Source organism: Pseudomonas sp. S150 (assembly GCF_004526365.1).
GTDB lineage: Bacteria > Pseudomonadota > Gammaproteobacteria > Pseudomonadales > Pseudomonadaceae > Aquipseudomonas > Aquipseudomonas putida_A.
Genome location: NZ_CP038207.1, coordinates 455420 through 479841, shown reverse-complemented (window position 1 = coordinate 479841; position 24422 = coordinate 455420). Strand labels below are relative to the sequence as shown.

At 60.2% G+C, this 24422-nt stretch carries 23 protein-coding genes and 1 pseudogene; 9 read left to right on the top strand and 15 right to left on the bottom strand.

Annotation, left to right across the window (positions count from 1 at the left end):
* Positions 1–8: 8 nt before the first annotated feature.
* From E3Z29_RS02280 to folE2, 6 genes are read right to left on the bottom strand one after another with little or no spacing between them, the layout of a single operon-like run.
* Positions 9–1340, bottom strand: a complete 1332-nt coding sequence (locus E3Z29_RS02280) for a dihydroorotase (RefSeq protein ID WP_134785044.1) — start codon at positions 1338–1340, stop codon at positions 9–11.
* Between the two features lie 3 nt (positions 1341–1343).
* The gene (locus E3Z29_RS02275; protein WP_134785043.1) at positions 1344–1904 is read right to left on the bottom strand and encodes a DapH/DapD/GlmU-related protein; all 561 of its coding nucleotides are present in this window, start codon (positions 1902–1904) and stop codon (positions 1344–1346) included.
* Complete coding sequence (locus E3Z29_RS02270) at positions 1901–2776, bottom strand: metal ABC transporter substrate-binding protein (protein WP_134785042.1); 876 nt, start codon at positions 2774–2776, stop codon at positions 1901–1903. Before E3Z29_RS02270 ends, E3Z29_RS02275 begins: the two co-directional genes overlap by 4 nt.
* Before the next feature lie 11 nt (positions 2777–2787).
* Positions 2788–3654, bottom strand: a complete 867-nt coding sequence (locus tag E3Z29_RS02265) for a metal ABC transporter permease (protein WP_134785041.1) — start codon at positions 3652–3654, stop codon at positions 2788–2790.
* Positions 3654–4322: a metal ABC transporter ATP-binding protein gene (locus E3Z29_RS02260; protein ID WP_134785040.1), complete on the bottom strand. Its 669-nt coding sequence runs from the start codon at positions 4320–4322 to the stop codon at positions 3654–3656. The genes E3Z29_RS02265 and E3Z29_RS02260 overlap by 1 nt, the downstream gene beginning before the upstream one ends.
* Positions 4319–5215 (bottom strand): GTP cyclohydrolase FolE2, encoded by an 897-nt coding sequence (gene folE2 / locus E3Z29_RS02255; protein WP_134785039.1) that lies wholly within the window; start codon positions 5213–5215, stop codon positions 4319–4321. Before folE2 ends, E3Z29_RS02260 begins: the two co-directional genes overlap by 4 nt.
* An 84-nt stretch (positions 5216–5299) precedes the next feature.
* Between folE2 and E3Z29_RS02250 the strand changes: the two genes are divergently transcribed.
* Positions 5300–6487 (top strand): N-acetylmuramoyl-L-alanine amidase, encoded by a 1188-nt coding sequence (locus tag E3Z29_RS02250; protein WP_134785038.1) that lies wholly within the window; start codon positions 5300–5302, stop codon positions 6485–6487.
* A gap of 11 nt (positions 6488–6498) precedes the next feature.
* On the opposite strand, the gene E3Z29_RS02245 is transcribed toward E3Z29_RS02250, so the two are convergent.
* Positions 6499–6876: a glutamine synthetase gene (locus tag E3Z29_RS02245; protein ID WP_134785037.1), complete on the bottom strand. Its 378-nt coding sequence runs from the start codon at positions 6874–6876 to the stop codon at positions 6499–6501.
* A gap of 244 nt (positions 6877–7120) precedes the next feature.
* On the opposite strand from E3Z29_RS02245, the gene zigA reads away from it, so the two are divergent.
* Positions 7121–8326: a zinc metallochaperone GTPase ZigA gene (gene zigA, locus E3Z29_RS02240; RefSeq protein WP_134785036.1), complete on the top strand. Its 1206-nt coding sequence runs from the start codon at positions 7121–7123 to the stop codon at positions 8324–8326.
* Positions 8326–8976 (top strand): DUF1826 domain-containing protein, encoded by a 651-nt coding sequence (locus E3Z29_RS02235; RefSeq protein ID WP_134785035.1) that lies wholly within the window; start codon positions 8326–8328, stop codon positions 8974–8976. Before zigA ends, E3Z29_RS02235 begins: the two co-directional genes overlap by 1 nt.
* 4 nt (positions 8977–8980) lie before the next feature.
* Here E3Z29_RS02235 and E3Z29_RS02230 read toward each other — a convergent pair whose 3' ends face one another.
* Entirely contained in the window at positions 8981–9337 is a 357-nt protein-coding gene (locus E3Z29_RS02230; protein WP_134785034.1) for an NADH:ubiquinone oxidoreductase, read from the bottom strand.
* A 28-nt stretch (positions 9338–9365) separates the two neighbouring features.
* On the opposite strand from E3Z29_RS02230, the gene E3Z29_RS02225 reads away from it, so the two are divergent.
* Entirely contained in the window at positions 9366–10337 is a 972-nt protein-coding gene (locus tag E3Z29_RS02225) for a GTP-binding protein (protein ID WP_134785033.1), read from the top strand.
* A 1-nt stretch (position 10338) separates the two neighbouring features.
* Here the strand turns inward: E3Z29_RS02225 and E3Z29_RS02220 are convergent, their stop codons facing one another.
* Positions 10339–10752, bottom strand: coding sequence for a DUF3301 domain-containing protein (locus E3Z29_RS02220; protein WP_025112628.1), 414 nt, complete (start codon positions 10750–10752; stop codon positions 10339–10341).
* Positions 10753–10869: 117 nt separating this feature from the next.
* Between E3Z29_RS02220 and pdxY the strand changes: the two genes are divergently transcribed.
* Positions 10870–11742: a pyridoxal kinase PdxY gene (gene pdxY / locus E3Z29_RS02215; RefSeq protein WP_027610337.1), complete on the top strand. Its 873-nt coding sequence runs from the start codon at positions 10870–10872 to the stop codon at positions 11740–11742.
* 135 nt (positions 11743–11877) lie between these two features.
* Here pdxY and E3Z29_RS02210 read toward each other — a convergent pair whose 3' ends face one another.
* Positions 11878–12360: an acyl-CoA thioesterase gene (locus E3Z29_RS02210; RefSeq protein ID WP_041073853.1), complete on the bottom strand. Its 483-nt coding sequence runs from the start codon at positions 12358–12360 to the stop codon at positions 11878–11880.
* A 282-nt stretch (positions 12361–12642) separates the two neighbouring features.
* On the opposite strand from E3Z29_RS02210, the gene E3Z29_RS02205 reads away from it, so the two are divergent.
* Complete coding sequence (locus E3Z29_RS02205; protein WP_097089419.1) at positions 12643–14406, top strand: cation:proton antiporter; 1764 nt, start codon at positions 12643–12645, stop codon at positions 14404–14406.
* A gap of 21 nt (positions 14407–14427) precedes the next feature.
* Here E3Z29_RS02205 and E3Z29_RS02200 read toward each other — a convergent pair whose 3' ends face one another.
* The 4 genes and pseudogenes from E3Z29_RS02200 to uvrD all read right to left on the bottom strand — a co-directional run bounded on the left by E3Z29_RS02200 (position 14428) and on the right by uvrD (position 18795).
* Positions 14428–14835: an SMI1/KNR4 family protein gene (locus E3Z29_RS02200; RefSeq protein ID WP_024164487.1), complete on the bottom strand. Its 408-nt coding sequence runs from the start codon at positions 14833–14835 to the stop codon at positions 14428–14430.
* Between the two features lie 137 nt (positions 14836–14972).
* Positions 14973–15850: pseudogene (locus E3Z29_RS02195) on the bottom strand (Tim44 domain-containing protein).
* Positions 15851–16026: 176 nt separating this feature from the next.
* A complete protein-coding gene (locus tag E3Z29_RS02190) occupies positions 16027–16467 on the bottom strand; it encodes an EamA family transporter (RefSeq protein WP_027610340.1) in 441 nt (146 codons plus the stop codon).
* 144 nt (positions 16468–16611) lie between these two features.
* Complete coding sequence (gene uvrD, locus E3Z29_RS02185; protein ID WP_041073860.1) at positions 16612–18795, bottom strand: DNA helicase II; 2184 nt, start codon at positions 18793–18795, stop codon at positions 16612–16614.
* A gap of 201 nt (positions 18796–18996) precedes the next feature.
* Here uvrD and E3Z29_RS02180 point away from each other — a divergent pair, with 201 nt between their 5' ends.
* The 3 genes from E3Z29_RS02180 to E3Z29_RS02165 all read left to right on the top strand — a co-directional run bounded on the left by E3Z29_RS02180 (position 18997) and on the right by E3Z29_RS02165 (position 23366).
* Positions 18997–21927 carry a GGDEF domain-containing phosphodiesterase gene (locus E3Z29_RS02180; RefSeq protein WP_177416182.1) on the top strand — a complete coding sequence of 977 codons (2931 nt, stop codon included), beginning with the start codon at positions 18997–18999 and terminating at the stop codon, positions 21925–21927.
* Positions 21928–22054: 127 nt separating this feature from the next.
* Positions 22055–22921: a transcriptional regulator HexR gene (hexR, locus tag E3Z29_RS02175; RefSeq protein WP_007962240.1), complete on the top strand. Its 867-nt coding sequence runs from the start codon at positions 22055–22057 to the stop codon at positions 22919–22921.
* A 232-nt stretch (positions 22922–23153) separates the two neighbouring features.
* The gene (locus E3Z29_RS02165) at positions 23154–23366 is read left to right on the top strand and encodes a PA3496 family putative envelope integrity protein (RefSeq protein ID WP_134785031.1); all 213 of its coding nucleotides are present in this window, start codon (positions 23154–23156) and stop codon (positions 23364–23366) included.
* On the opposite strand, the gene E3Z29_RS02160 is transcribed toward E3Z29_RS02165, so the two are convergent.
* The gene (locus tag E3Z29_RS02160; RefSeq protein ID WP_027610344.1) at positions 23308–24270 is read right to left on the bottom strand and encodes a LysR family transcriptional regulator; all 963 of its coding nucleotides are present in this window, start codon (positions 24268–24270) and stop codon (positions 23308–23310) included. The two genes, E3Z29_RS02165 and E3Z29_RS02160, sit on opposite strands and share 59 nt — an antisense overlap.
* Positions 24271–24422: the final 152 nt, after the last annotated feature.

Genomic DNA, 24422 nt, shown 5'->3' with positions numbered 1-24422 from the left:
CTTGGTTGTCACCGCATGAATCGCAGCGCCAGCCCCTGACATCCTTCGTTGATACGCTGCTCCCGCCAGGCGATCTGCCCCGACACCAACGTGGTATTCACCCGATAGCGAAAAGTCTTGTCAGCAAACGGCGTCCACCCGCATTGCGACAGAATCGGTTGCCGCGACACCTCAAGAGCCAAGGGCTCAACCAGCACCAGATCCGCCCAATACCCCTCGCGTAAATAACCCCGATCCGGAATCGCAAACAGATCCGCCACCCGATGGCTGGTCTTCGCCACCAACGTGGTGATCGGCAGCACGCCATCGGCCACCAGCTCCAGTAGCGCCGGCAGGGCGTGTTGCACCAACGGTAAACCGGACGGTGCCTCGGTATACGGGCGCTGTTTTTCCGCCCAGGTATGCGGTGCGTGATCGCTGCCGATCACGTCCAGTCGATTGCTTAGTAACGCTGCGCGCAAGGCGTCACGGTCGGTTTGGGTCTTGATCGCCGGATTGCACTTGATCAGGTTGCCGAGGGCTGGATAGTCGCGGTCATCAAACAGCAGATGATGCAGGCAGACTTCAGCGCTGATGTGTTTCTGGGCGAGCGGCTTGTCCTCGAACAACTCGAGTTCGCGAGCGGTGGTCAGATGCAAAACGTGCAGGCGGGTGCCGTGACGTCTGGCCAGTTCCACCGCCAGCGAAGAGGAGCGGTAGCAAGCCTCGGCATCGCGAATCAGTGCATGGATATTCGCTGGCAGGTGTTCGCCGAGGCGTTCGCGCAGACGTGCTGCATTGGCCTCAATGCTCGGCGTGTGTTCGCAATGCGCCAGCAGTATTGTCGGGACTTCGGCGAATAAACGCTCGAGAGTCCTCGGATCGTCCACCAACATGTTGCCGGTGGACGCGCCCATGAACACTTTGACCCCGGCCACTTCGCAGGGGTTGAGTGCGGCGACGGTGTCGAGGTTGTCCCGGCTCACACCGAAATGAAAGCCGTAGTTGGCCACAGAGTTGATTGCCGCCCGACGCTTTTTATCCGCCAGCGCTTCAAGGGTGAGGGTTGCCGGTCGGGTGTTGGGCATGTCCATGAAACTGGTGATGCCGCCCGCCACCGCCGCTCGAGACTCGGTGTGAATGCAGCCCTTGTCTGGCGCCCCCGGTTCGCGAAAATGCACCTGGTCATCGATCATCCCCGGCAACAGCCATTGGCCGTTGGCGTCGATTTCCACCCGCGCAGTTTCACCGTCGATGCTGCGCGCGATCTTGACGATGCGGCCATGGCTGACCAACAGATCGCCGTCGAACTCGCGTCCTTCATTGACCAGCCTGGCGTTGCGAATCAGCACGCTGCTCATGGTTCAGAACTCGTTCTGCAAGGCTTTGTAGCCGCGCACCAGATCGACATTGGTGCGTGCCACGTCTTCGGAAAACTCCGAGGCGCTGACACTCACCGGCGGGAACTGCGAGAGGTCGGTATTGGGGCCGATGCGGGTGGTGGAGGGCACGTAGAACGCATCCGGCAAATCGCGGCCATCGACCACCGAGTTGTGCCGCACCACACAGCCGTCACCGATCACGCAATTGAACAGCACGCTGTTGAAGCCGATGAACACCCGGTCGCCGACTACGCACGGACCATGCACGATCGAGCGGTGAGCGATCGAGGTGAATTCGCCGATGGTCACGGCAGCGCCGGATTTGGAATGAATCACCACGCCGTCCTGGATGTTCGAATTGGCGCCGATGGTGATCGGCTCCATCGCGCCTGAAGCGTCTACTTCATCGGCGCGAATCACGGCGTAGGGACCGACGAACACGTTCTCGCCAATGACCACCTTGCCGCAGATGATCGCGGTTTTATCGACGTAGGCCGACTCGGCAATTTGCGGCAGATCGCCGGAAGGATTTTTGCGGATCATGGCTGGCTCAGTGCGTCATAAAGGGTGTTGAGGTTGTATTCGAACAGTCCGATAAAGGTGCTGGCCGGGCCACTGGCGGCGAGGGCATCGGAGTACAACGTGCCGCCGATGTGCGCGCCGCTTTCCTCGGCGATCTGCTTGAGCAGGCGCGCGTCCTTGATGTTTTCCATGAACACCGCTTTGACCTTGGCCTGACGGATTTGGGTAATCAGTGCGGCGACTTCGGCGGCTGACGGTTCACGCTCGGTGGACAGACCTTGCGGCGCCATGAAGTCGATGCCGTAGGCCTGCCCGAGATAACCGAAGGCATCGTGGCTAGTGACGATCTTGCGATTGCCCGGTGGCAGCGAGCCGAGCTTGGCCTTGGCTTCAGCGAGCAGGGTGTAGATCTGTTTCAGGTAGGTCTGGCTGTTGCGTTGGTAGTCGGCCATGTTCGCCGGATCAGCGGCGATCAGCGCCTTGGTGATGTTGGCGATGTACAGCTCGGTGTTGGCCAGGTTGTGCCAGGCGTGCGGGTCGGGAATGGTCTCGCCGTCTTCCTCCAGCGAGCGTGGAATCACGCCATGACTGGCACTGATGATGGGGGCTCTGGTGTCGGTGCTGGTCACCAGACGATCAAGCCAAGGCTCGAAACCCAAGCCGTTCTTGATGATCAGTTTGGCCTTTAGCAACGCTTTGGCGTCATCGGGTGTCGGTTCATACGTGTGGGCATCGGCGTCCGGGCCGACCATATTGGTGATCTGAATATGCTCGCCCCCCACCTGATGAACCATGTCGGCAAGGATGCTGAAGCTGGTGACCACCGGCAATTTTTCCGCCGCCGACAACGACATCGACAGCAGCAGGCCGAACAACACGAGTAGAGCGCGCATCGGGAAACACCTCATTGGGATGTGAGCAAAGGCGGGCGGTGCAGCAAACCGTGCACCGGTCCGAACACCACGGACAGCAGATAACCCATGCCGGCGACCAGCACGATCGCCGGACCGCTCGGCAGCGAGTAGTAGAACGAGATCAGCAATCCGCACCACACCGAGACGCAGCCGATAAGCACCGAGATGGCAATCAGGCTCGGCAGGCGACGACTCCAGAACCGTGACGCGGCGGCGGGCAGCATCATCAGGCCGACCACCATCAAGGCGCCGATGGCCTGGAAACCGATCACCAGATTGAGCACCACCAAGGTCAGGAACACACCGTGGGCGAGAGGGCCGAGGCGGCTGACGGTTTGCAGGAATAATGGGTCGAGGGTATCGAGCAGCAGCGGTTTGTAGATCAAGGCCATGGCGACCAGACTCAGTCCCGACACCCACAACATTCCATTGAGGGTCGGACCGTCGACGGCGAGCGCTGAGCCGAACAGCAAGTGCAGCAGGTCCAGGCGCTTGCCGGCAATGCCAAGAATCAGCACGCCGCTGGCGAGTGAGATCGGATAGATCGCCGCGAGGCTAGCGTCTTCGCGCAGACCGGTGCGACGGGTGATCCAGGCGGCGAGACCGGCCATGCCCAGGCCGGCGCCCAGACCACCGAAGGTCAACGCGGGCAGACTCAGACCGGCGAACCAGAAGCCCAATGCTGCGCCGGGAAGGATGCCGTGGGCGACGGCGTCACCGATCAGGCTCATGCGCCGCAGGATCAGAAAAACGCCGAGCGGCGCTGTGCTACAGGCCAATACCAGTCCGCCGAGCAGCGCTCGGCGCATGAACACGAACTCGCTGAACGGTTGCCAGAGGTGGGCGACGGTGAGCATCAGGCCACCTGCATATCGGGTGTTTGCTGGATCAGTTCGGCACTGGGTCCGAATACGCATTCGCGGTTTTTGATCAGCAGTGTCTGCGGGATGTGTTGGCGGACGGCGGCGAGGTCATGGCAGACCATCAGCAGTGTTCGTCCTTCGGAGTGCCAGGCATGGATGTGTTGCCAGAGTAACTGCTGGCCCAGTTCATCGAGAGCTGCGTGGGGTTCGTCGAGCAGCAGCAATTGGGCGTCGGTCAGACTCAAGCGGGCGAGCAGGGCGCGCTGCAACTCGCCACCGGAAAGGGCCATCAGCGGACGTTTTTCCAATCCGCTCAAGTGCCAATTTTCCAGGGCGTTAACGAGTCGTTGTGCGCGCAGTTGCGTCGACAATCGACGCCCCCAGAAACCCGCGGCTACCAGTTCTTCGAGGCTGATGGGGAACTGCCGATCGAGGTGTTGCTGTTGCGGCAGGAACGCCAGGCCGCCCTGGCGTGGAACACCCAGTGCGACTTTTCCCGATAACGGCTTCTGCAATCCGGCGATGACTTTCAGCAGGCTGCTTTTACCGCAGCCGTTGGCGCCGATGATGGCGCTGAGGCTGCCGTGTTCCAGCGAGAGGGTCAGTGGCGAAGTCAGTGGTTGGCCGGGTGCGCCCCAACTCAGGGTGTGGCAACGGATCATTGGAGTTCTCGATGCCAGTGGCTTTCGGCGACCGCGTCGTGAGCGTGCAGGCTTTCGGCGTGGATCACCCGCAGGTGGAAGCCACAGACCCCGGGGGAGCGACGCAGAGCCAGATTGAGTCGTCGCGCGGCGTCTTCGCAGAACATCAGGTTCTGCCCATTGGCCAACGCGAAGGCCTGCTCGTCGGCGCGTTTCACGGCGGTTTGCACGGCGGTGCCGAGCGCCGCTTCGGCGTCATTGATGATCACACTCAGGGGAAGCTCGTCGATGAACTCGTCGAGGTGCATATGCAATTGCGCGATGCTGCGTTGGCTGTGCGGGGTGGCGACAATGCCTTGGCTTGATCCTAGCCAGGCCAACACTTCGGCATGTTGCAGTGGCTTGTTGGCGAAATCATCGATGAATTGCTGCTGAATCAACTGTCGCGCCAGCGCTGCTGAGCAGGGGCAAGTTGAGGAGTAGGGCACCTCGATTTTAAGTTCCACGTGGAACATTTGGTTTTTCAGACTCGCTGAAATGCTCACTGGGTAGCTCTTCCAACCCGCTAGAGGGCTGACTAACGCAGGCCTTTTCAGCAGCACTTCGCAGTGGATTTTCAGGTAGGCGCTGTTGGATAAACCGTCATGGCTGACCAGAAATTCCTTGAGAACCTGGCGCAATAGGGAGGGAGAGAGGTCCTGCCGCTCAAGTGCCGCCAGTGCGAGATATAGCCGCGACATGTGAATGCCGCGCGCCTCGCCATCATCGAGACTTACGCCTGCATCAGCTTTTGCGCTCAGACGTTGGCCTCCTAATAAAACAGGCAGAGCAATGCCGCACATTCCCACCCAATCAAGCGGTAACGCCTGCCGAGCGGCTTGAGTCGCAATATCCGGAAGTGTCAGCGAATTCATGTTCGGAACCATCGTGTTGATTGAATTAGATGTTACATTATAACAATTCAAATCACGATGCCTTTTTCATGAACAGGCTTTCATATGCACCGACGTCATCTGCTCAACCTGCTTGTGGCCAGCACGGCTTTGGCTTTTCCCTTCACCGTTTCGGCTACACAAATTCGCAATGCACGCCTCTGGCGTTCGGATGACAAGCTCAGATTGGTGTTCGATCTGAGCGGTCCGGTGCGCTACAAAACCTTCTCCCTGAGCGCTCCAGAACGCTTGATCATCGACCTTTCCGGGGCGAGTTTGAGTGGCGATTTCAGTCAATTGACGCTTGTCGATACAGCTATTCATTCGATTCGATCAGGGCGCTTTGGTCAGGGTGATACACGGATCGTTCTCGATCTGAACCATCCGGTGCTATTGAGCAGCTTCCTTTTGGCGCCTCAAGATGGCCAAGGGCACCGCTTGGTGCTTGATCTGGTAAACGCCAAACAGGCATCAAGTCCGGCAATGGTTCCACGTGAAACACCCTCGAATCAGGCTCACCCCAAGCGCGACATCATCGTTGTCGTTGATCCCGGGCACGGCGGGAAAGACCCAGGTGCGGTTGGCGCCAAGGGTGAGCGGGAAAAAGATGTGGTTCTTGCCATCGCTCAGTTGCTCGCCAAACGCCTGAAAAGGGAGAAAGGCTTCGACGTAAAACTGGTGCGCAATGACGACTTCTTCGTGCCGCTGCGCAAGCGTGTGGACATCGCACGTCAGCACAAGGCCGACATGTTTATTTCGGTGCACGCCGATGCGGCGCCGCGTCTTACCGCGTCGGGAGCATCTGTATATTGCTTGTCTGAAGGTGGTGCGACGTCAGCAACTGCACGCTTCATGGCACAGCGAGAGAACGGCGCGGATCTGCTGGGCGCGACCAGTCTGCTCAACCTTAAGGACAAGGATCCGATGCTCGCCGGCGTGATTCTCGACATGTCGATGAACGCCACCATTGCCGCCAGTTTGCAACTCGGCAGCACCGTTCTCGGCAGTCTGGCGGGCATTACCACGCTGCATCAGAAGCGCGTGGAGCAGGCAGGGTTTGCCGTGCTGAAGTCGCCGGACGTGCCGTCGATTCTGGTGGAAACCGGCTTCATTTCCAACGCCCGTGACAGCCAGCGCCTGGTCACGCCTCGACATCAGCAGGCCGTGGCGGATGGTTTATTCGAAGGGCTGCAGCGTTACTTCCAGAAGAATCCGCCAGTAGATAGCTACATCGCCTGGCAGCAGGAGCAGTAAGAAGCGCAGGTTTAGCAGCCGGTGATCCGACTGCAGGTGAACTTGGCGCTGCTGCCGCCAGAGCTGGAAAAGCGATTGATTGTCGTCCAGCCAACGCGACGGGTGTAGCCAGCCCAGGCTTCGCCGTCAGAGGCGAGCCCGGTGAAGAACGTCAGCTGGCCGAAACGACTGTTGGTCTGTGCCCAGTAGCGATTGCCGTCCTTTTCAAAGCCACGCAGGTAAATCGTGCTGCCCACCGTGTTTACGCTGTAGGTATTGCCCTGCGCATCGATGCAGGCCAGCAGATTGGCGCTGCGTGTGCAGTTGGCGAGTGCAGGAATTTGTCCCCATGCGTTGGCCCACGATAGCAACGCGAGACTCAGCAGCGAGCATTTCAGGGCAATTTTCATCTCGGTATCCGATGGGCAGTTTGCGTGCAGCTTCCAGCGCTTTATCGGTTTGGGCAAGAGCGGGGCTGGCTTATTTACATTGTTATACTATAACATAAATTTGAATTGAGCCTGAGCTCGCCGATTGCAAGCGTCTGCTTCTGCCAAAGCGCTGTTTTGAAGCTCAAGTACGCGGTGAGCTACGCCAAAACAGGCCAAAACAGGCCAAAACGCACATCGGCCACAACCTGATGAGGATTATCCAATGTCATCTCCACTTCCCGTGACCGTTCTATCGGGCTTTCTCGGCGCCGGAAAAAGTACACTTTTGAATTACGTACTACGTAATCGAGAAGGTTTGCGCGTTGCGGTCATCGTTAACGATATGAGCGAAATCAACATTGATGGCAGCGAAGTCCAGCGCGATGTCAGCCTTAACCGTGCGGAAGAAAAACTCGTGGAGATGAGCAACGGTTGTATCTGCTGTACGTTACGCGAGGACCTGCTCGAAGAAGTCAGCAAACTCGCCCGCGAAGGAAGATTCGATTACTTGCTCATCGAATCTACCGGTATTTCCGAGCCGCTACCGGTCGCCGAAACGTTCACCTTTCGTGACGAGCAGGGCCAGAGCCTCGCCGATGTCGCGCGGCTCGACACCATGGTCACGGTAGTCGACGGTGTGAATTTCCTCCTCGACTATCAGGCTGCCGAGAGCCTCGCGTCCCGCGGCGAGACACTGGGCGATGAAGATGAACGCTCGATCACCGATCTGCTGATCGAACAAATCGAGTTCGCCGATGTACTGCTGATCAGCAAGATCGACCTCATCAGCCGCCAGGAGCGCGAAGAGCTGATGGCCATCCTCAAACGCCTCAACGCCCAGGCGGAAATCATCCCGATGGTGATGGGCGAGGTGCCGCTAGAGAAGATCCTCAACACCGGGCGTTTCGATTTCGAGAAAGCCGCTCAGGCCCCGGGCTGGTTGCAGGAATTGCGTGGTGAGCACGTGCCGGAAACCACGGAATACGGCATCGCCTCGACGGCCTACCGCGCACGTCGCCCGTTCCATCCGCAGCGCTTTTTCGACTTCATCGATCGTCCATGGCCGAACGGCAAACTGCTGCGCTCCAAAGGCTTCTTCTGGCTCGCCAGCAAACCCTCCGACGCAGGCAGTTGGTCGCAGGCCGGTGGTTTGATGCGCCATGGTTTCGCCGGTCGCTGGTGGCGTTTCGTGCCGAAAAACCAGTGGCCGCAGGATCATGAAAGTACCGCAGCAATCATGGAAAACTGGACGCCGAGCGTCGGAGATTGTCGTCAGGAGCTGGTATTCATCGGCCAGAACATCGACTTCGTACAGCTCAAGTCGGAGCTCGACGCCTGCCTGCTGACTGATGAAGAAATGGCCATTGGCGCAGATGGTTGGCGCAGGCTGCCGGACCCGTTCGGCCCTTGGCACGAAGAGGCCGCCTGATGCTTGCGCTCAAACTGCAGCAAAACCGGGCGCGCCATCAGCATCAGGGGGTGACGCCGAAAACGCTGACGCGAATCCTCGAAGACGACGTCAATCTCGCGGTCTGGCAGCGCCAACTGCCGCTGCACATCGCCGATTTCGCAGAGTTGCTGCTGTCGCTCAACGAGCCTTTGGCGGAATCACTGTGCATCGAATTGCCGAATGAAGACGCCGACCCTGATCTGCAAGGACTGGCCGCCGGGTTCCGTGATCTGCAAGGCTACGAGGGCTTCATCGCGGACCTGCAATGGCTGGTGAGTGCCTTCGCCTGTCTGCTGGGCGCTCGCCGCATCGGTTTGCGCCTGCGGGTGTTGGACAAAGCCATGTGCCCACGCTTCCATGTCGATCATGTGCCAGTGCGCTTGATAACCACCTATGCCGGAATTGGCAGCCAGTGGCTCAAGGAGGGCGTGATGGATCGCGAGCAACTGGGTCAGGCCAACGCCGAGCCACAAGGCATAAGCCATATCCAGCAACTCAAGCGTGGTGACGTGGCGTTATTGAAAGGTGAGAAGTGGCACGGCAACGAAAGCTTCGGCCTGATTCATCGTTCTCCGCAACCGGCGCCGGGCGAACGACGGCTGCTGCTGACTCTCGACTGGCTCGGCTGACGGCTCAAGGCTTGAGCCATTTGCCCTGGCTCTGGCCTTCGCAGTACGGCTGTAAATACGCCGCGTCGGAGGCGACGCCGTAATAGTGGATATCCTGGCGATAGGGCATATTGGCGACTTGCGCGTTGCTGCACACGCCGAACGCGCCGCTCGGGCATTGATCGACGTACTGCACCTCGACTTTCTGCCCGGCCAGCGTCGGTTGGCAGAAGCCGTCGCTGAACAGTTTCTCGGGAATACTGCGGTTTTGCTGGCAGACTTTAACGTCAAGTCGCTCACCCTGGCTGTGCACCACGCAAGCCTGGGCCCATGCTTCGCTCGACAGCAGCATCAACAGCAACGACCATCCCATCCAACGCATGTCCAATCCCCTCAGAAAACGCCCAGTCATGTTGCAGAACATTCCTACCCACGTCATCGCCGGCCCTTTGGGCGCCGGCAAGACCAGCCTGATTCGCCAGCTCATGGCCCAACGGCCGGACGGCGAGCGCTGGGCGGTGCTGATCAACGAGTTCGGTCAGATCGGCCTTGATGCCGCGTTGCTGACACGCGACGCGGATGGTATCGCACTGGGCGAAGTCGCCGGAGGGTGTCTGTGTTGCGTGAATGGTGCGCCGTTTCAAATCGGCCTCGGCCGTTTGCTGCGCAAGGCCAGGCCGGATCGGCTGCTCATCGAGCCGTCCGGACTGGGCCATCCGGCGCAATTGCTCAAGCAGTTAGGCGAGGCGCCGTGGTTGGGTGTGCTGGCGCTGCAGCCCTGCGTGTTAGTGCTGGATGCCCAGGCGCTGGCCGCCGGGAAAGCCTTGCCGACCGCTCAGCAGGAGGCTTTGGTCAGCGCCGGCCTGCTGTTGCTGAACAAGGCAGAAAGTCTTGATGAGGCTGCACGGCAGACCATCGTCGAGCGTTTGCCGGCAGTCAAACTGATCTGGACGCAGCAGGCGCAACTGCCTTTACGCGAGTTGCCGGGTGTCACGGCGCAAGCAATGGCGGGTGTGGATAACCTCGTCGTGCCTCAGGGGGCGGGACCGATTCCGGCGCTCTGGAGCGATCCGGCCGTGCCGATCTGCCTGAGTCAGGCACAGGAGGGCGGTTGGAGCATCGGCTGGCGTTGGCACCCTGGACAGACGTTCGATACGCAACGTCTGAGCCAATGGCTGCAGAGCCTGGACTGGCGGCGGGCTAAACTGGTTATCCACAGCGCCGAGGGCTGGGTGTCGGCCAATGCGGTGGATAACGCCGAACTGGATTGGCAACCGAGTGAGTGGCGACGGGATTCACGTATAGAGCTGATCTTTGCCGATGCACAACGTATCGATGCTTTGCAGTCAGGCCTGGCGCAATGCCGGGTGCAGGCGGGTTAGCTCAAGGCTTCCACTTGTTGTGTTCCTGCCGCCACTGGCTCAGTTCGATCACTTCGGCCCGTGGGCGGGTAACTTCGACCACCGGCGGCGTATCGTCGAACGGCGCCGGGTAGGGCGCCAGTTCGATCTGTGCGCTGTGCGCGCCAAACTGGGTAATGGTGCCGTTGTGCCGGGTTTCGCCGGTCACGGTGAACTCGAAGTTATAGACCCGGGCCAGGCGCCGCCGCCCGCTGGCATCCTTGATCAAACCGATTTTTTTCAACGCGACGTTACCGTCCAGCAGTTCGACGCCGACGTTGATGCAATGCTGCTTGACCCGCTCCAGCGCCCGCTCGCGCAAGCCGTGGTTGTGCCATAACCATGCGCCGGCAGCGGCGAACAGCATCAGCACGAAGATGTTTTCGAGGGTCAGCATCAACAGGAAACTCCAAAAGATAAGCTCAGCTTAACTGCGTCGCCGGTCTGTCGTACAGGCTGTGTTTCGTCGCATACTGCGCGGCTTGAATTTCAATCGTTTTACGGAATAACCCGAATGAAACGTACGCCTCATCTGCTCGCCATTCAGTCCCATGTGGTCTTCGGCCACGCCGGCAACAGCGCCGCCGTGTTTCCGATGCAGCGGGTCGGGGTGAATGTCTGGCCGCTCAACACCGTGCAGTTTTCCAATCACACCCAGTACGGGCAGTGGGCCGGTGAAGTGCTGGCGCCGCACCAGATCCCCGAACTGGTCGAAGGCATTGCCGCCATTGGCGAGCTGGGCAACTGCGACGCTGTGCTTTCCGGTTATCTGGGCAGCGCGGCGCAGGGCCGGGCGATTCTCAGTGGCGTCGAGCGCATCAAATCGGTCAATCCGAAGGCGTTGTACCTGTGCGACCCGGTGATGGGCCATCCGGAGAAGGGCTGCAGTGTGCCGGCCGAAGTCAGCGATTTCCTGCTGGAGGAAGCCGCTGCGGTGGCGGACATCATGTGCCCGAACCAACTGGAGCTGGACAGCTTCTCCGGGCGCAAGCCGCAGTCGCTGTTCGACTGCCTGGCGATGGCTCGGGCGTTGCTGGCACGTGGGCCGAAAGCGGTGCTGGTCAAGCATCTGGATTATCCGGGCAAGCCGGCGGACGGATTCGAGATGTTGTTGGTGACCGCAGACGAAAGCTGGCACCTGCGCCGTCCGCTGCTGGCGTTTCCGCGTCAGCCAGTGGGTGTCGGCGATCTGACGTCCGGGCTGTTCCTCGCGCGGGTACTGCTCGGCGACAGTCTGGTGGCGGCGTTTGAGTTCACCGCAGCGGCGGTGCATGAGGTGCTGCTGGAAACCCAGGCGTGTGCCAGTTACGAGCTGCAACTGGTGCGAGCGCAGGACCGGATCGCGCATCCGCGGGTGAAGTTTGAGGCGACGGCGATCAGTCTGTAAGACCGCGTTACACCCATTCGCGAGCAAGCCCGCTCCCACCTTCGACCGCGTTCTCATGGGAGGACTGCGATTCAATGTGGGAGCGGGCTTGCTCGCGAAGGCGATCTGTAAAGCGACATCATGCCAAAGGGCTGTTCAGGCGTCGCCCTTGATCTCCTGATAACGCTTTTCCAGCTCCTGGCGAATCTGCCGGCGCTGCTGCGCCTGCATGTAGCGGCGCTTGTCTTCGCTGTTCTGCGGTTGCAGCGGCGGCACGGGGGCCGGTTTACGCTGGTCATCCACCGCAACCATGGTGAAGAAGCAGCTGTTGGTGTGGCGTACCGAGCGCTCGCGGATGTTTTCGGTCACCACTTTGATGCCGACTTCCATCGAGGTGTTGCCGGTGTAGTTGACCGACGCGAGGAAGGTCACCAGTTCGCCGACATGGATCGGCTCGCGAAAAATCACCTGATCCACCGACAGCGTTACCACGTAGCGGCCGGCATAGCGGCTCGCACAGGCGTAGGCCACTTCGTCGAGGTATTTGAGCAGGGTACCGCCGTGGACATTGCCAGAGAAGTTGGCCATGTCGGGGGTCATCAATACCGTCATCGACAGTTGGGCGTTTCCGGGTTCCATAACGTTCTCACGGATCAAGGCTGGATGGCTGGACGCACCTCTGCGGGTGCCTGGTGGTTTTTTCAAAAGCACCGTTATCGGGACGCCAGACGACTGGCTGCCGTCACGCCGCGACCGATCTGTTTCCTTATATTGCACCGCCTTCCAGCCGGAAGTCGCGGTGTTAACCTGCAAAAGGCCCTGCCCAAGGGCAATTCCTACACGAAAAGCGGATTTTTACCCAACTCGCTCAGACCTTTCTGAAGTCTGACGGCGGGTCACGTCATACAAGGAGCCCACACCATGCATGCCATCAGCTTTATTCAGGATCTGGCAGTGATCATGTTGGTCGCAGGTGTGGTCACCGTGCTGTTTCACCGCTTCAAGCAGCCGGTGGTGCTCGGTTACATCGTCGCCGGTTTCATCATCGGCCCGCACACACCGCCGTTCGGCCTGATCCACGACGAAGAAACCATCAAGACCCTCGCCGAGCTGGGGGTGATCTTCCTGATGTTCTGCCTCGGGCTGGAATTCAGTCTGCGCAAGTTGTTCAAGGTCGGGGCCACGGCGTTTATCGCAGCGTTCCTTGAAATCGTCCTGATGATCTGGATTGGCTACGAGATCGGTCGCTGGTTCGACTGGAACACCATGGACTCGCTGTTCCTCGGCGCAATCCTCGCCATCTCCTCAACCACCATCATCGTCAAGGCGCTCAACGACCTGAAGATGAAAAACGAGCGCTTTGCGCAGCTGATCTTCGGCGTACTGATCGTCGAGGACATCCTCGGCATTGGCATCATCGCCTTGCTGTCGAGCATCGCGGTCAGCGGCACGGTCAGCTCCGGCGAAGTGTTCTCCACGGTCGGCAAACTGTCGCTGTTCATGATCGTCGCGCTGGTGGTCGGCATTTTGCTGGTACCGCGTCTGCTGGCGTATGTCGCCAAATTCGAAAGCAACGAGATGCTGCTGATCACCGTGCTGGGCTTGTGTTTCGGCTTCTGCCTGCTGGTGGTCAAGCTTGAATACAGCATGGTGCTCGGCGCCTTCCTGATCGGCGCGATCATGGCCGAGTCGCGGCAGCTGCTGAAGATCGAACGGCTGATCGAGCCGGTTCGCGACCTGTTCAGTGCAATCTTCTTCGTCGCCATCGGCCTGATGCTCGATCCTATGATCCTGCTGCAATACGCCTGGCCGATTGCAGTCATTACCGTGGCGGTGGTGCTCGGCAAGATGTTGTCCTGCGGCCTCGGGGCGTTTATCGCCGGCAATGACGGACGCACCTCACTGCGTGTGGGGATGGGGCTGTCACAGATTGGCGAATTTTCCTTCATCATCGCCGCGCTCGGGATGACGCTGCAGGTCACCAGCAACTTCCTTTATCCCGTTGCGGTGGCGGTGTCGGTGATCACCACGCTGCTGACGCCGTATCTGATCCGTGCGGCCGATCCGCTGTCGATCAAGCTCTCGGCGGCAGTGCCCAAGCGTCTGGGCCGGGTGTTCGGCATGTATGGCGAATGGCTGCGCAGCATTCAGCCGCAAGGCGAGGGCGCGATGCTGGCGGCGATGATCCGGCGGATCCTGTTGCAGGTCGGGGTCAATCTGGCGCTGGTGATCGCGATCTTCTTCAGCGGCGCGTTCTTCGCCGGACGGTTGTCGGTGTGGATGCAGGACTGGATCACTGATCCGAGCTGGCAGAAGGCGTTGATCTGGGGCGGGGCGCTGCTGCTGTCGCTGCCGTTCCTGATTGCGGCGTATCGCAAGCTCAAGGCGTTGTCGATGCTGTTGGCGGAGATGGGTGTGAAGCCGGAGATGGCCGGGCGTCACACGCAGCGAGTGCGTCGGGTGATCTCCGAAGTGATCCCGATCCTCTCGCTGCTGGTGATCTTCCTGCTGTTGGCAGCCTTGTCGGCCAGTATCCTGCCGACCAACAAGTTGCTGGTGCTGGTCGCCGTGGTCGCGGCCGCCGTGGCGGCGCTGCTCTGGCGCTGGTTCATCCGCGTGCACACGCGGATGCAGGTGGCCCTGCTGGAGACCCTCGACAACCACAAGGAGTCGTCGGGGCACTGACCGACCCGGGCGTCTGGCGAATCAGCTCTCCAGCCAGACATCCCGCGCCCAATGCCACACCGATTCCCAGGACTCTTCGGTGATCAGCTCTTCTTCGCCGGACCACAGCACCACGGTGCCGTCTTCTTCGACGCAGTAGTAGTTGTCGCCGTCCTGGCAGATCGGGATCAGGTCGCGCGGTACGCCAGCATCCCAGGCGTTGGCCGCGACATCCGGCAGGTAAGTGTGTGATTGCGGGTCGGTGACGGTCACCGGCTCGAGGCTGCCGTACACCACGTCGCTGACGGTCAGCAGAAACTCTTTGAAGACGAACGGGATGTTGATGAAGAGTTCTTCTTCGATCTCCACCAATTGGTCTTCGTCGGGCAACTCCAGGGGAACCGGTACGGGTTCGTTGGCTTCGCGCAGTTGTTCGATGATTTCTTCCACGTCCGGGATCCTCTTGCTTGAATGGCGCGGTTTATATGGGCCGGTTTATACAGTAGCTCGCTATAGATGCAACTGCGAAATAGAAAACCCCGGCCGAGGCCGGGGTTTTCATTACCACATGCGTAACGCGATGGGGATCAGCCGTTCTGGCGGATACCGGCCACCAGCCAAGGCTGGTTTTCGCCCTGTGGACGTTCCATGTTCCAGCTTTCGCTGAACACTTCGCCCTGGTCGAAACGCGAGGTCTTCGACACGCCGCTGAAGGTCAGGGTGGCGATGGTCTTGTCGGCACGATCATCCACGCCGTCCAGCTGTACCTGCAAGTTGTCGATGTAGGTCGACTGGAAGCCGTCGCCCAGGTCCGCACGCTCACGCTTGAGGAAGTCGAGCATTTGCGGGGTCACGAACTCAGCAATCTTGTCCATTTCGTTGGCGTCCCAGTGCTGCTGCAGCGACTGGAAGTGGCTGCGCGCGGCGGCAAGGAAGTTCTGCTCGTTGAACCAGGCCGGTGCGTTGATCACCGGACGAGCGGCAACCGGCGCGGCCGAACCACCGAAGATCGAACCCATGGCGGCAGGCTTCTGCTCGAACACTTCACGCTGCATCGGCGCGCCGGCCGGAGCCAGGTGCTCCTGCTGCTTGCGTCGACGCGCAGCGATGAAGCGGAAGATCACGAACGCGATCACGGCCATGATCAGGATGTCGAAGATCTGCATGCCCTGGAAGCCGCCGCCCATGAACATGGACGCGAGCAGGCCACCGGCGGCGATACCGGCCAGAGGGCCGAGCCATTTAGAAGCGCCGCCAGCCTTGGCCGCGGCACCGGCAGCGCCGGCTGCACCAGCGGTCGCTGCTGCGCCGCCCATGCCTGGGGAAGAAGGAGCCATCTGGTGCTGGTCTGGTGCGTCGGCGCAGCGCCGGCGCTTTTGCCACCACCAAAGCGCTTGGCGTTGGCGTCGAGGCTCATCGTCAGGCCGATGCACAACGCCATGGCGATGCTAAGAAAACGTTTCATAAAGGGAATTCCCGTTTGTGGAGACACGCGCGCCATGTTGCACAGCTGAAGTGTTACTGGCTAGCGAGAGAGTGTTTCGGGCTTTTGCCTGACAGCTTAGGTTCAGCTCCATCGAAGCAATAAGGCCATGTACTTTTGTCTGTAGGAAAATGGGATAGGTTCAGCGGGAAACCTGCTTATCGACGCAACGCCAGCATTACCACACCGGCGGTGATCAGGCCGATGCCGCCCCATTGGCGCAGGTCGAGTTTCTCGCCCAGCAGGATCACGCCGAGCACCGCCACCAGTACCACGCTGAGCTTGTCCACTGGCGCGACCAGCGAAGCCGGGCCGACTTTCAGCGCGCGGAAGTAACACAGCCACGATGCGCCGGTACCCAGGCCAGATAACAGCAGGAACAAGTAGCTCTTGGCGGAAATTGATCCCAATGACTGATATTGGCCCGTCGCGTACAAAATCAAGGCCAGGCTGACCAGGACCACGATGGTGCGCAGCAGGGTAGCGAAGTCGGAATTGACGTTTTCGATGCCGATCTTGGCGAAGATCGCCGTCAGCGCGGCGAAAGTCGCCGAGAGCAGGGCCCAGAATGTCCAGGAAGAAAAGAAGCCTGAGCCCATGGAAATATCCTTAAAGATGAGCCGACACAAAGCCTTGTAGGAGTGAGCCTGCTCGCGATGAGGGCGTGTCAGACAATAAATATATTGAATGATAAATCGCTATCGCGAGCAGGCTCACTCCTATAGAAGCAATCGAGCAAGGCGTTAAATGGCTTCCAGCTTCGCGTATCCCAGCATCAGCCACTTGCTGCCTTCGCTGAAGTTCACCTGCACCCGCGCCTGCGCGCCGGAACCTTCGAAGTTGAGGATCACGCCGTCGCCGAAGATCGAATGTCGTACCGCCTGACCGAGGCTGAAGCCGGTTTCCGGGATCTCGCTACCGCTGAACAGATTGCTGCCGCTCATCGACTGGTTGCCGCCGAACGGTCGGCTGACACTGTTCGACAGGCGCACTTCCTGAATCAGCCCCTTCGGCACTTCACGGACGAAACGCGAGACCTTGTTGTAGGTTTCGCTGCCGTACAGGCGCCGGGTTTCAGCATAGGTCATCACCAGATTCTGCATGGCACGGGTGATGCCCACATAGGCCAGGCGGCGCTCCTCTTCCAGACGACCCGGTTCCTCCAGGCTCATCTTGTGCGGGAACAGGCCTTCTTCCATGCCCACCAGGAACACGTAAGGGAATTCCAGGCCCTTGGCGCTGTGCAGGGTCATCAGCTGAATGCTGTCTTCGTGCTCGTCGGCTTGAGTGTCGCCGGCCTCCAGCGAAGCGTGGCCGAGGAACGCCGCCAGCGGCGTCAGCTCTTCGTCTTCTTCGGTGTTCTCGAAGTTGCGCGCGGCGCTGACCAGCTCCTCAAGGTTTTCCACCCGGGCCTGGCCTTTCTCGCCTTTTTCCGCTTCGTGATAGGCGATCAGCCCCGATTGCTCGATGACGGTCTGGGTCATCAGATGCAGTGGCATCTCCATGCACTTGGCGGCAAGGTTCTCGATCAGTTCTATAAACGCACCCAAGGCGCCGGCAGCACGACCGGTCAGGCCTTTGTTGGCGACCAGTTGGCGCATCGCTTCCCACATCGACACATCGCTGTGGCGTGCATGGTCGCGGATCGCTTCGACGGTTTTCTCGCCAATACCACGGGCCGGGACGTTGATCACCCGCTCCAGTGCGGCGTCGTTGCCACGGCCTTCGAGCAGGCGCAGGTAGGCCATGGCGTTCTTGATTTCCGCGCGCTCGAAGAAGCGCTGGCCGCCATAGATGCGGTACGGAATGCGCTCGCGCAGCAAGGCTTCTTCCAAAACGCGCGATTGGGCGTTTGAGCGGTAGAGAATCGCGATGTCGCTGCGGGCCAGGCCGGTTTTCAGCGCGCTTTCGATGGTTTCGACAACGTAGCGCGCTTCGTCGTGTTCGTTGAACGCGGCGTACAGGTTGATCGCTTCGCCGTCGCCGCCGTCGGTCCACAGCTCTTTGCCGAGACGCCCGGTGTTATTGGCGATCAAGGCGTTGGCGGCCTTGAGGATGCCGGCAGTGGAGCGATAGTTCTGCTCCAGACGAATGGTCACCGAATCCGGGAAGTCTGAGGAGTACTGATGGATGTTCTCGATTTTCGCCCCACGCCAGCCGTAGATCGACTGGTCGTCGTCGCCGACCACCATCAGGCTGTCGCCGCCCTTGCCGAGCAGACGCAACCAGGCGTACTGCACGGCGTTGGTGTCCTGGAATTCGTCGACGAGGATATGGCGGAAGCGCTTCTGATAGTGCGCCAGCAGACCCGGATGGTCGCGCCACAGGTCGAGCGCGCGCAGCAGCAGCTCGGAGAAGTCGATGACGCCGGCGCGCTGGCAGGCCGCCTCGTAGGCCTCATAGATGCCGCGCATGGTGGCCAGGTACAAGTCACCGCTGGCCTGAATGTGTTGCGGACGCAGACCTTCGTCTTTCTGCCCGTTGATGAACCACTGGGCCTGACGGGCCGGCCAGCGCTGTTCGTCCAGCCCCAGCTCGCGGATCACCCGCTTGACCAGTCGCTGCTGGTCGTCGCTGTCGAGAATCTGGAAGGTCTGGCTCAACCCGGCTTCCTGCCAGTGCGCCCGCAGCAAGCGGTGCGCCAGGCCGTGGAAGGTGCCGACCCACATGCCGGCCGGGTTGATACCCAGCAACTGCTCGATGCGATGACGCATCTCGGCAGCGGCCTTGTTGGTGAAGGTCACCGACAGAATGGAGTGGGGCGAGGCGTTTTCGACCTGGATCAACCAGGCGATACGGTGCACCAGCACTCGGGTTTTACCGGAGCCGGCACCGGCCAGGACCAACTGACGGCCAACGGGGGCTGCTACGGCCTGGCGTTGGGCATCGTTGAGGGAGTTCAGCAGAAGGGAGAGATCATCGCGCATCGGGGCATTCTAGGGTGCGCCGCAGGCCCGGGCAAACCGAGCTTTGCATTAGCCGATGAAAGTGCCGCCGATGACGACCGGTCGGTCACTGGCTACAGGCTTCGGCCCGCCTCACTCTGCGGGTTTTGCCAGTGATCGGACGGCGGAAAGTTTCCGGCAAATTATGATCTGGAGCAGTTTGGCAACGGGGTTGGCTTGTGTATGCTCCGTCCACGTTTCGGGCCCATGCTCACTCTTATAAGAACAACAACATTGCACAAGACCCTCAGCTCAGACCTGTCGGGCCCCTCTGTGGAACCCCGGGTCATCCGCAAGCATTACGCCACCGAAATGGCGGTCGAACGCACGCGCCTGCTGTATCAGGGCTCGCTGCTGCCGACGATGTTCATGTTACTCAATGGTCTGGTCTGCGCCGCTTTGCTCTGGAGCCCGCAGCGCTATTTCGTGGTCAGCATCTGGCTGGTCTGGTTGTTGTCGCTGGTGGCACTGCGGGTGATTCAGGTCGCGGCGTTCGATTCGGCGATCCCGGATCGCCAGGCCCAGCCGATCTGGTTTCGCATGTTCCTGCTCGGCTCGACCATGACCGGTCTGACCCTGGCCGGCGCCGGCATCGCGCTGGTGCCTGCCGACAACTTCATGCAGCAAGCCTGGGTGTTCGGCCTGATCGGTGCCGCGACGTTATCGGCCAGCGTTGCCTACGCCGTCAGTCTGCCGGCGTTTCTGTCCTTTACCTTGCCGTGCCTGCTGCCGGCGATCGGCTACCTGTTCTGGGGCGGTGATGAGCAGGCGCGCGGTTGGGGCTGGCTCGGGCTGATTCTGCTCGGTTCGCTAAGCGTGGTGGCGTGGCAGGTCAATCGGCTGATTGATCGCGGCTTGCTGCGACGGTTTCAGAATCAGCACTTGATCGAGCACCTGCAGCAAGCACAGAACCGCAGCGAGCAGCTTAATCAGGCGCTGGCCAAGGAGATCGAACAGCGGCGCTGTGCCGAAGGCCAATTGCGTGAGGCGCAGATCGAGCTGGAAGATCGCGTGGCCCAGCGCAGTCGCGAACTGGACGTGGCCAATCAGGCGTTGAGCAAAAGCGAAGCCCGTCTGGCCTTGGCGTTGAAGGCCAGTGAACTGGGGCTGTGGGACTGGAACCTGCAAACCGACGAAGTCCACCACACGCAGATTCAGGAACTGTTCGGCCTCGCGCCGGAGTACGTCACGGCGATCTTGCGCGACCTCAAGCCACGCCTGCACCCGGAGGATGTGCCAGGGCTCAAGCAGGCGCTGATCGAACACCTGAAAGGGCGCACCGAGGACTATCAGATCGAATACCGCGTACGTCACGGCGACGGTCATTGGGTGTGGATCGAAGATCGCGGTCGCGCCGTGGAGCGCAGCGACGCTGGCCGGGTGATCCGCATGGTCGGCACCCGGCGCGACATCAGCGCGAGCAAAAGCCTCGAAGAACAGCAGCGACTGGCGGCCACGGTGTTCGAAGCAGCCAGTGAAGGCATCGTCATTCTCGACCCGAACTACGCGCTGATCGCGATCAATCAGGCGTTCAGCCGCGTCACCGGTTATGACATTGAAGACATGCTCGGGCGCAACGTCGTCGAACTGCCATGCAGTCGTGATGCGCGGCGGCACTACGTCGCGATCCGCCACGCGCTGGAGCAGCACGGCAGTTGGCAGGGCGAACTGGTGGAAACCCGCAAGAACGGCGAGCTGTATCCGCAGTGGCTGCAGCTCAACGCGGTGCGCGACAGTCGGGGAAACGTCAGTCATATCGTCGGCTTCTTCGCCGATCTGTCCGCACGGCGCGAATCCGAAGAGCGCATGCGCTTCTTGACGCATTACGATGAGCTGACCGGGCTGGCCAATCGCTCGCTGTTCCGCGAACGCCTGCACGAAGCCCATCAGCGCGTGCGTCAGGGCGGGCGCCGCAGTCTGGCGCTGCTGCACATCAATCTCGATCGCTTCAAGTTGCTCAACGACAGCCTCGGCCACGAGGTGGCGGATCAGCTGTTGCAAAAAATGGCCCGACGTCTGGTCAACGCCTTGCCGGAGGCCGACACCATCGCCCGACTGTCCGGTGATGAATTTGCCGTGTTGTTCGATGCCTACGGCAACCTGTCGAGCCTGGCGCGGGTCGCCACGCGGCTGTCGAGCAAGCTGCGCCTGCCGTTGACGGTCGAAGGGCATGAACTGGTGGTCAGCGCCTCGATGGGCATCAGCATGCTGCCGGACAACGCCCGGGAAATCTCTGCGCTGGTCAGTCAGTCGAACATGGCCATGCAACACGCCAAGCATCTGGGCGGCAACAATTTCCAGTTCTACACCGACAGCCTGCAGGCCAGTACCCTTGAGCGCCTGCAACTGGAAAACCAACTGCGCAAAGCCATCGAAGACAAGCAGCTCAAGGTGTTCTACCAGCCGAAGCTGTGCCTGCAAACCGGGCGCCTGAATGCGGCGGAAGCGCTGGTGCGTTGGGATCATCCAAGCATGGGCCGGGTGCCGCCGGGGGACTTCATTGGTCTGGCCGAGGAAACCGGACTGATCGGCCCGATCGGCGAGTTTGTGCTGCGCCAGGCCTGCTGGCAGGCGTGCGAGTGGCAGCGGCAAGGGCTGGAGCCGATTCGGGTATCGGTGAACCTGTCGGTGCATCAACTGCGTCAGGGCAAACTGGTCAGTCTGGTGCGCCAGGTGCTGGAAGAAACCGGGCTGGCACCGCATTACCTCGAACTGGAACTTACCGAAAGCCAGTTGCTCGACAGCGTCGAACACATCATCGCGACCTTCCAGCAATTACGCGATCTGGGGGTGAAGCTGGCGATCGATGACTTCGGCACCGGCTATTCGTCGCTGAGTTACCTGAAACGAATTCCGGTGGATTACGTGAAGATCGATCAGGCGTTCATTCGCGGACTGGGGCAGGGCAGCGAGGATGCCGCGATCACCCGGGCGATCATTGCCATGGCGCACGGGCTGTCGTTGAAAGTGGTGGCTGAAGGCGTCGAGCGGCAAGAACAGCTGGAATTTTTACGTGCTGAACGCTGCGACGAAGTGCAGGGGTATCTGATCAGTCGCCCAGTGGAGGCTGAGCGTCTGGCCGGGCTTTTGCGCGAACAGGGAAATCCGCTTTAAGGGCTACATGCACTCCATCGCGCCTGATACGGGGACATGGAGTTACGCATTGAGCAGGCAAAAAGCCAATTCATGTAGTATAACTACAAGCGTGCTACATCCTTGCCCATAAGAAGAGTCCAGCCCCTTGAATCTGCTGCAACACATCGCCCAGTCACGTCACCTGTTACGCAAGTCGGAGCTCAAGGTCGCCGACCACGTGCTGCTTGACCCTGCGGCCGTGATGCACAGTTCCATGGCCGACCTGGCCCACAGCGTCGGCATCAGCGAGCCGACCATTGTGCGTTTCTGCCGGGCCATCGGCTGCTCCGGGTTTCAGGATCTCAAGCTGAAACTGGCGCAAAGCCTGGCCGCTGGTGCCAGCTTCGGTCAGTTCGCGATCCATGAGGACGACTCGGTCGCCGACTACAGCCTGAAAATTTTCGACACTACCCTGCACACTCTGATGGAGGTTCGCGAGAAGCTCGATCCGGTGGAATTGCAGCGTGCGGTGACGTTGATGTCCCAGGCCCAGCGTGTCGAGTTCTATGGCTTTGGTGCGTCAGGCGCGGTGGCGGCGGATGCGCAGCACAAGTTTTTCCGTCTGCTGCTGACGGCGGCGGCGTATTCCGACCCGCACATGCAGGCGATGTCGGCGGTGACCTTGAAGCCGACCGATGTGGCGATCTGCATTTCTCAGTCCGGGCGCTCCAAGGATCTGCTGATCACCGCCAACCTCGTTCGCGAGAGCGGCGCTTCGCTGATCACCTTGTGCCCGAGCCAGACACCGCTGGCCGAGCTGTCGACCGTCAACCTGGCGATCGATGTGCATGAAGACACCGAAATCTATACGCCGCTGACCTCGCGAATCGCGCATCTGGTGGTGATCGACGTGCTGGCCATGGGCGTGGCCATGGCGCGCGGGCCAAGTCTGGTCAATCACCTGAAGAGCGTGAAGCGCAGCCTGCGCAGCTTGCGGCTATCCCCCAAGGCCGTGAAAGCTCTGGACGATTAAAGCAAGGTCGTTCCGACCTTATTCGCGAGCAAGCCCGCTCCCACAGGGGATCTCTGGTGACCACAGATTTTGTGTCATATCGAGATCAAATGTGGGAGCGGGCTTGCTCGCGAAAGCGTCCTCAATAGCACCGCAATCGGCAAAGTTTCATCGCACTGTCATCCCCGCGCAGCCAAACCGTCATCCCCCACGCCTATCGTGAAACTCCCGTACTCGCCTTGGGAGACTCGAAATGGCTCAGCCCTACGAAGAACGCAACAGCGCCGCGAAAACCCGTCGTCAGCAGGAAGACCAGCGTCGCATGGAATTCCGTCGTGCGATCGAAGATCGCTTCGAACTTCGTCAGCTTCAAAGCGAAATCAGCGATTTTCCCGAGGACATCGAACTCAACTACTGGCAGGCAGCGCCCGCAGCTTCCCGTCGAAGCGTTCAACTAGCGCGCTGATCTGCACCCGTTCGCTGCGGATAAACGCCAGGAAGGCGTGCGCCACCGGTGACAGGCGTTTGGCCTTGGCTTGCACCAGGCACCAGCTGCGAAACAGCGGCAACTCTTCGACCGGCAGCTCGACCAGGCCGCCGGTCGCCAGCTCCAGGTTCAGGGCGTGGCGCGTCAACAGCGCCAGGCCCAGACCCGCCACTACGCATTCGCGCTGGGCTTCAGCCGAGGCCACTTCCTGGGTTTGGGTGAAGTGCACGCGTTTCTCCTTGAAATACTCTTCACAGGCCAGTCGCGTGCCCGAACCCGGTTCGCGGATCAGCAGTGTGTAAGGCTCAAGATCCTGCAGGCGCAGCGGCCCCATGTGTGCCAACGGATGGTCCGGACGCGCGACAGCGACAATCGGATTATTGAGAAACGGCAGGAACTCCAGGCCCATGTCCTGTGGCACCATCGACATGATCACCAGATCATCGCGGTTGTCGGAGAGGCGGCGGATCACTTGGCCACGGTTAACCACCGTCAGTTGCAGATTCACTTCCGGATGCTGGCGCTTGAACGCGGCGAACAGATGCGGCACGAAGTATTTAGCGCTGGATTCCACCGCCAGTTTCAGTTGCCCCTGCAGCGAGCCCTGCATGTCCGACAGCTGCATGTCGAGGTTTTCCAGGCGGCCGAAGATATCCCGGCTGGCGCGCTGCAGGGCTTCGGCGGCCTCGGTCATGTAGAGTTTTTTGCCGACATAATCGAATAATGGTTGCCCGATCAGCTCTTCCAGCTGACGAATCTGTAGGCTGACGGCCGGTTGTGTCAGAGACATTTCATCGGCTGCGCGGCTGTAGGAACGTAAATCACACACTTCGTTGAAAATCTGCAATTGGCGTAATGTCATACGCATCAAGGACTTACGCATTTTTTATGGGCTCTGACGGCAGGCTGATGGTTTAACTATAAGTCTTTGCTTATGCCTGACCCAATTTTTATTCATTTTTGTTAATCCCTTGTGAGGGCTAGTGTGGGGCTGCGACTAAATTGAAACATTTAGTCACGCGTCGACCTGGGTCT

Excerpts from the sequence above, each read along its gene's own strand:
- E3Z29_RS02260 (WP_134785040.1), bottom strand. The coding sequence starts at position 4,322 with ATGATCCGTTGCCACACCCTGAGTTGGGGCGCACCCGGCCAACCACTG.
- E3Z29_RS02165 (WP_134785031.1), top strand. The coding sequence starts at position 23,154 with ATGGCTCAGCCCTACGAAGAACGCAACAGCGCCGCGAAAACCCGTCGT.
- E3Z29_RS02205 (WP_097089419.1), top strand. The coding sequence starts at position 12,643 with ATGCATGCCATCAGCTTTATTCAGGATCTGGCAGTGATCATGTTGGTC.
- E3Z29_RS02180 (WP_177416182.1), top strand. The coding sequence starts at position 18,997 with ATGCTCCGTCCACGTTTCGGGCCCATGCTCACTCTTATAAGAACAACA.
- E3Z29_RS02230 (WP_134785034.1), bottom strand. The coding sequence starts at position 9,337 with ATGCGTTGGATGGGATGGTCGTTGCTGTTGATGCTGCTGTCGAGCGAA.
- folE2 (WP_134785039.1), bottom strand. The coding sequence starts at position 5,215 with ATGAATTCGCTGACACTTCCGGATATTGCGACTCAAGCCGCTCGGCAG.
- E3Z29_RS02235 (WP_134785035.1), top strand. The coding sequence starts at position 8,326 with ATGCTTGCGCTCAAACTGCAGCAAAACCGGGCGCGCCATCAGCATCAG.
- pdxY (WP_027610337.1), top strand. The coding sequence starts at position 10,870 with ATGAAACGTACGCCTCATCTGCTCGCCATTCAGTCCCATGTGGTCTTC.
- E3Z29_RS02275 (WP_134785043.1), bottom strand. The coding sequence starts at position 1,904 with ATGATCCGCAAAAATCCTTCCGGCGATCTGCCGCAAATTGCCGAGTCG.
- E3Z29_RS02280 (WP_134785044.1), bottom strand. The coding sequence starts at position 1,340 with ATGAGCAGCGTGCTGATTCGCAACGCCAGGCTGGTCAATGAAGGACGC.
- zigA (WP_134785036.1), top strand. The coding sequence starts at position 7,121 with ATGTCATCTCCACTTCCCGTGACCGTTCTATCGGGCTTTCTCGGCGCC.
- E3Z29_RS02160 (WP_027610344.1), bottom strand. The coding sequence starts at position 24,270 with ATGCGTAAGTCCTTGATGCGTATGACATTACGCCAATTGCAGATTTTC.
- E3Z29_RS02220 (WP_025112628.1), bottom strand. The coding sequence starts at position 10,752 with ATGCTGACCCTCGAAAACATCTTCGTGCTGATGCTGTTCGCCGCTGCC.
- E3Z29_RS02190 (WP_027610340.1), bottom strand. The coding sequence starts at position 16,467 with ATGGGCTCAGGCTTCTTTTCTTCCTGGACATTCTGGGCCCTGCTCTCG.
- E3Z29_RS02270 (WP_134785042.1), bottom strand. The coding sequence starts at position 2,776 with ATGCGCGCTCTACTCGTGTTGTTCGGCCTGCTGCTGTCGATGTCGTTG.
- E3Z29_RS02225 (WP_134785033.1), top strand. The coding sequence starts at position 9,366 with ATGTTGCAGAACATTCCTACCCACGTCATCGCCGGCCCTTTGGGCGCC.
- E3Z29_RS02250 (WP_134785038.1), top strand. The coding sequence starts at position 5,300 with ATGCACCGACGTCATCTGCTCAACCTGCTTGTGGCCAGCACGGCTTTG.
- E3Z29_RS02210 (WP_041073853.1), bottom strand. The coding sequence starts at position 12,360 with ATGGAACCCGGAAACGCCCAACTGTCGATGACGGTATTGATGACCCCC.
- uvrD (WP_041073860.1), bottom strand. The coding sequence starts at position 18,795 with ATGCGCGATGATCTCTCCCTTCTGCTGAACTCCCTCAACGATGCCCAA.
- E3Z29_RS02245 (WP_134785037.1), bottom strand. The coding sequence starts at position 6,876 with ATGAAAATTGCCCTGAAATGCTCGCTGCTGAGTCTCGCGTTGCTATCG.
- E3Z29_RS02265 (WP_134785041.1), bottom strand. The coding sequence starts at position 3,654 with ATGCTCACCGTCGCCCACCTCTGGCAACCGTTCAGCGAGTTCGTGTTC.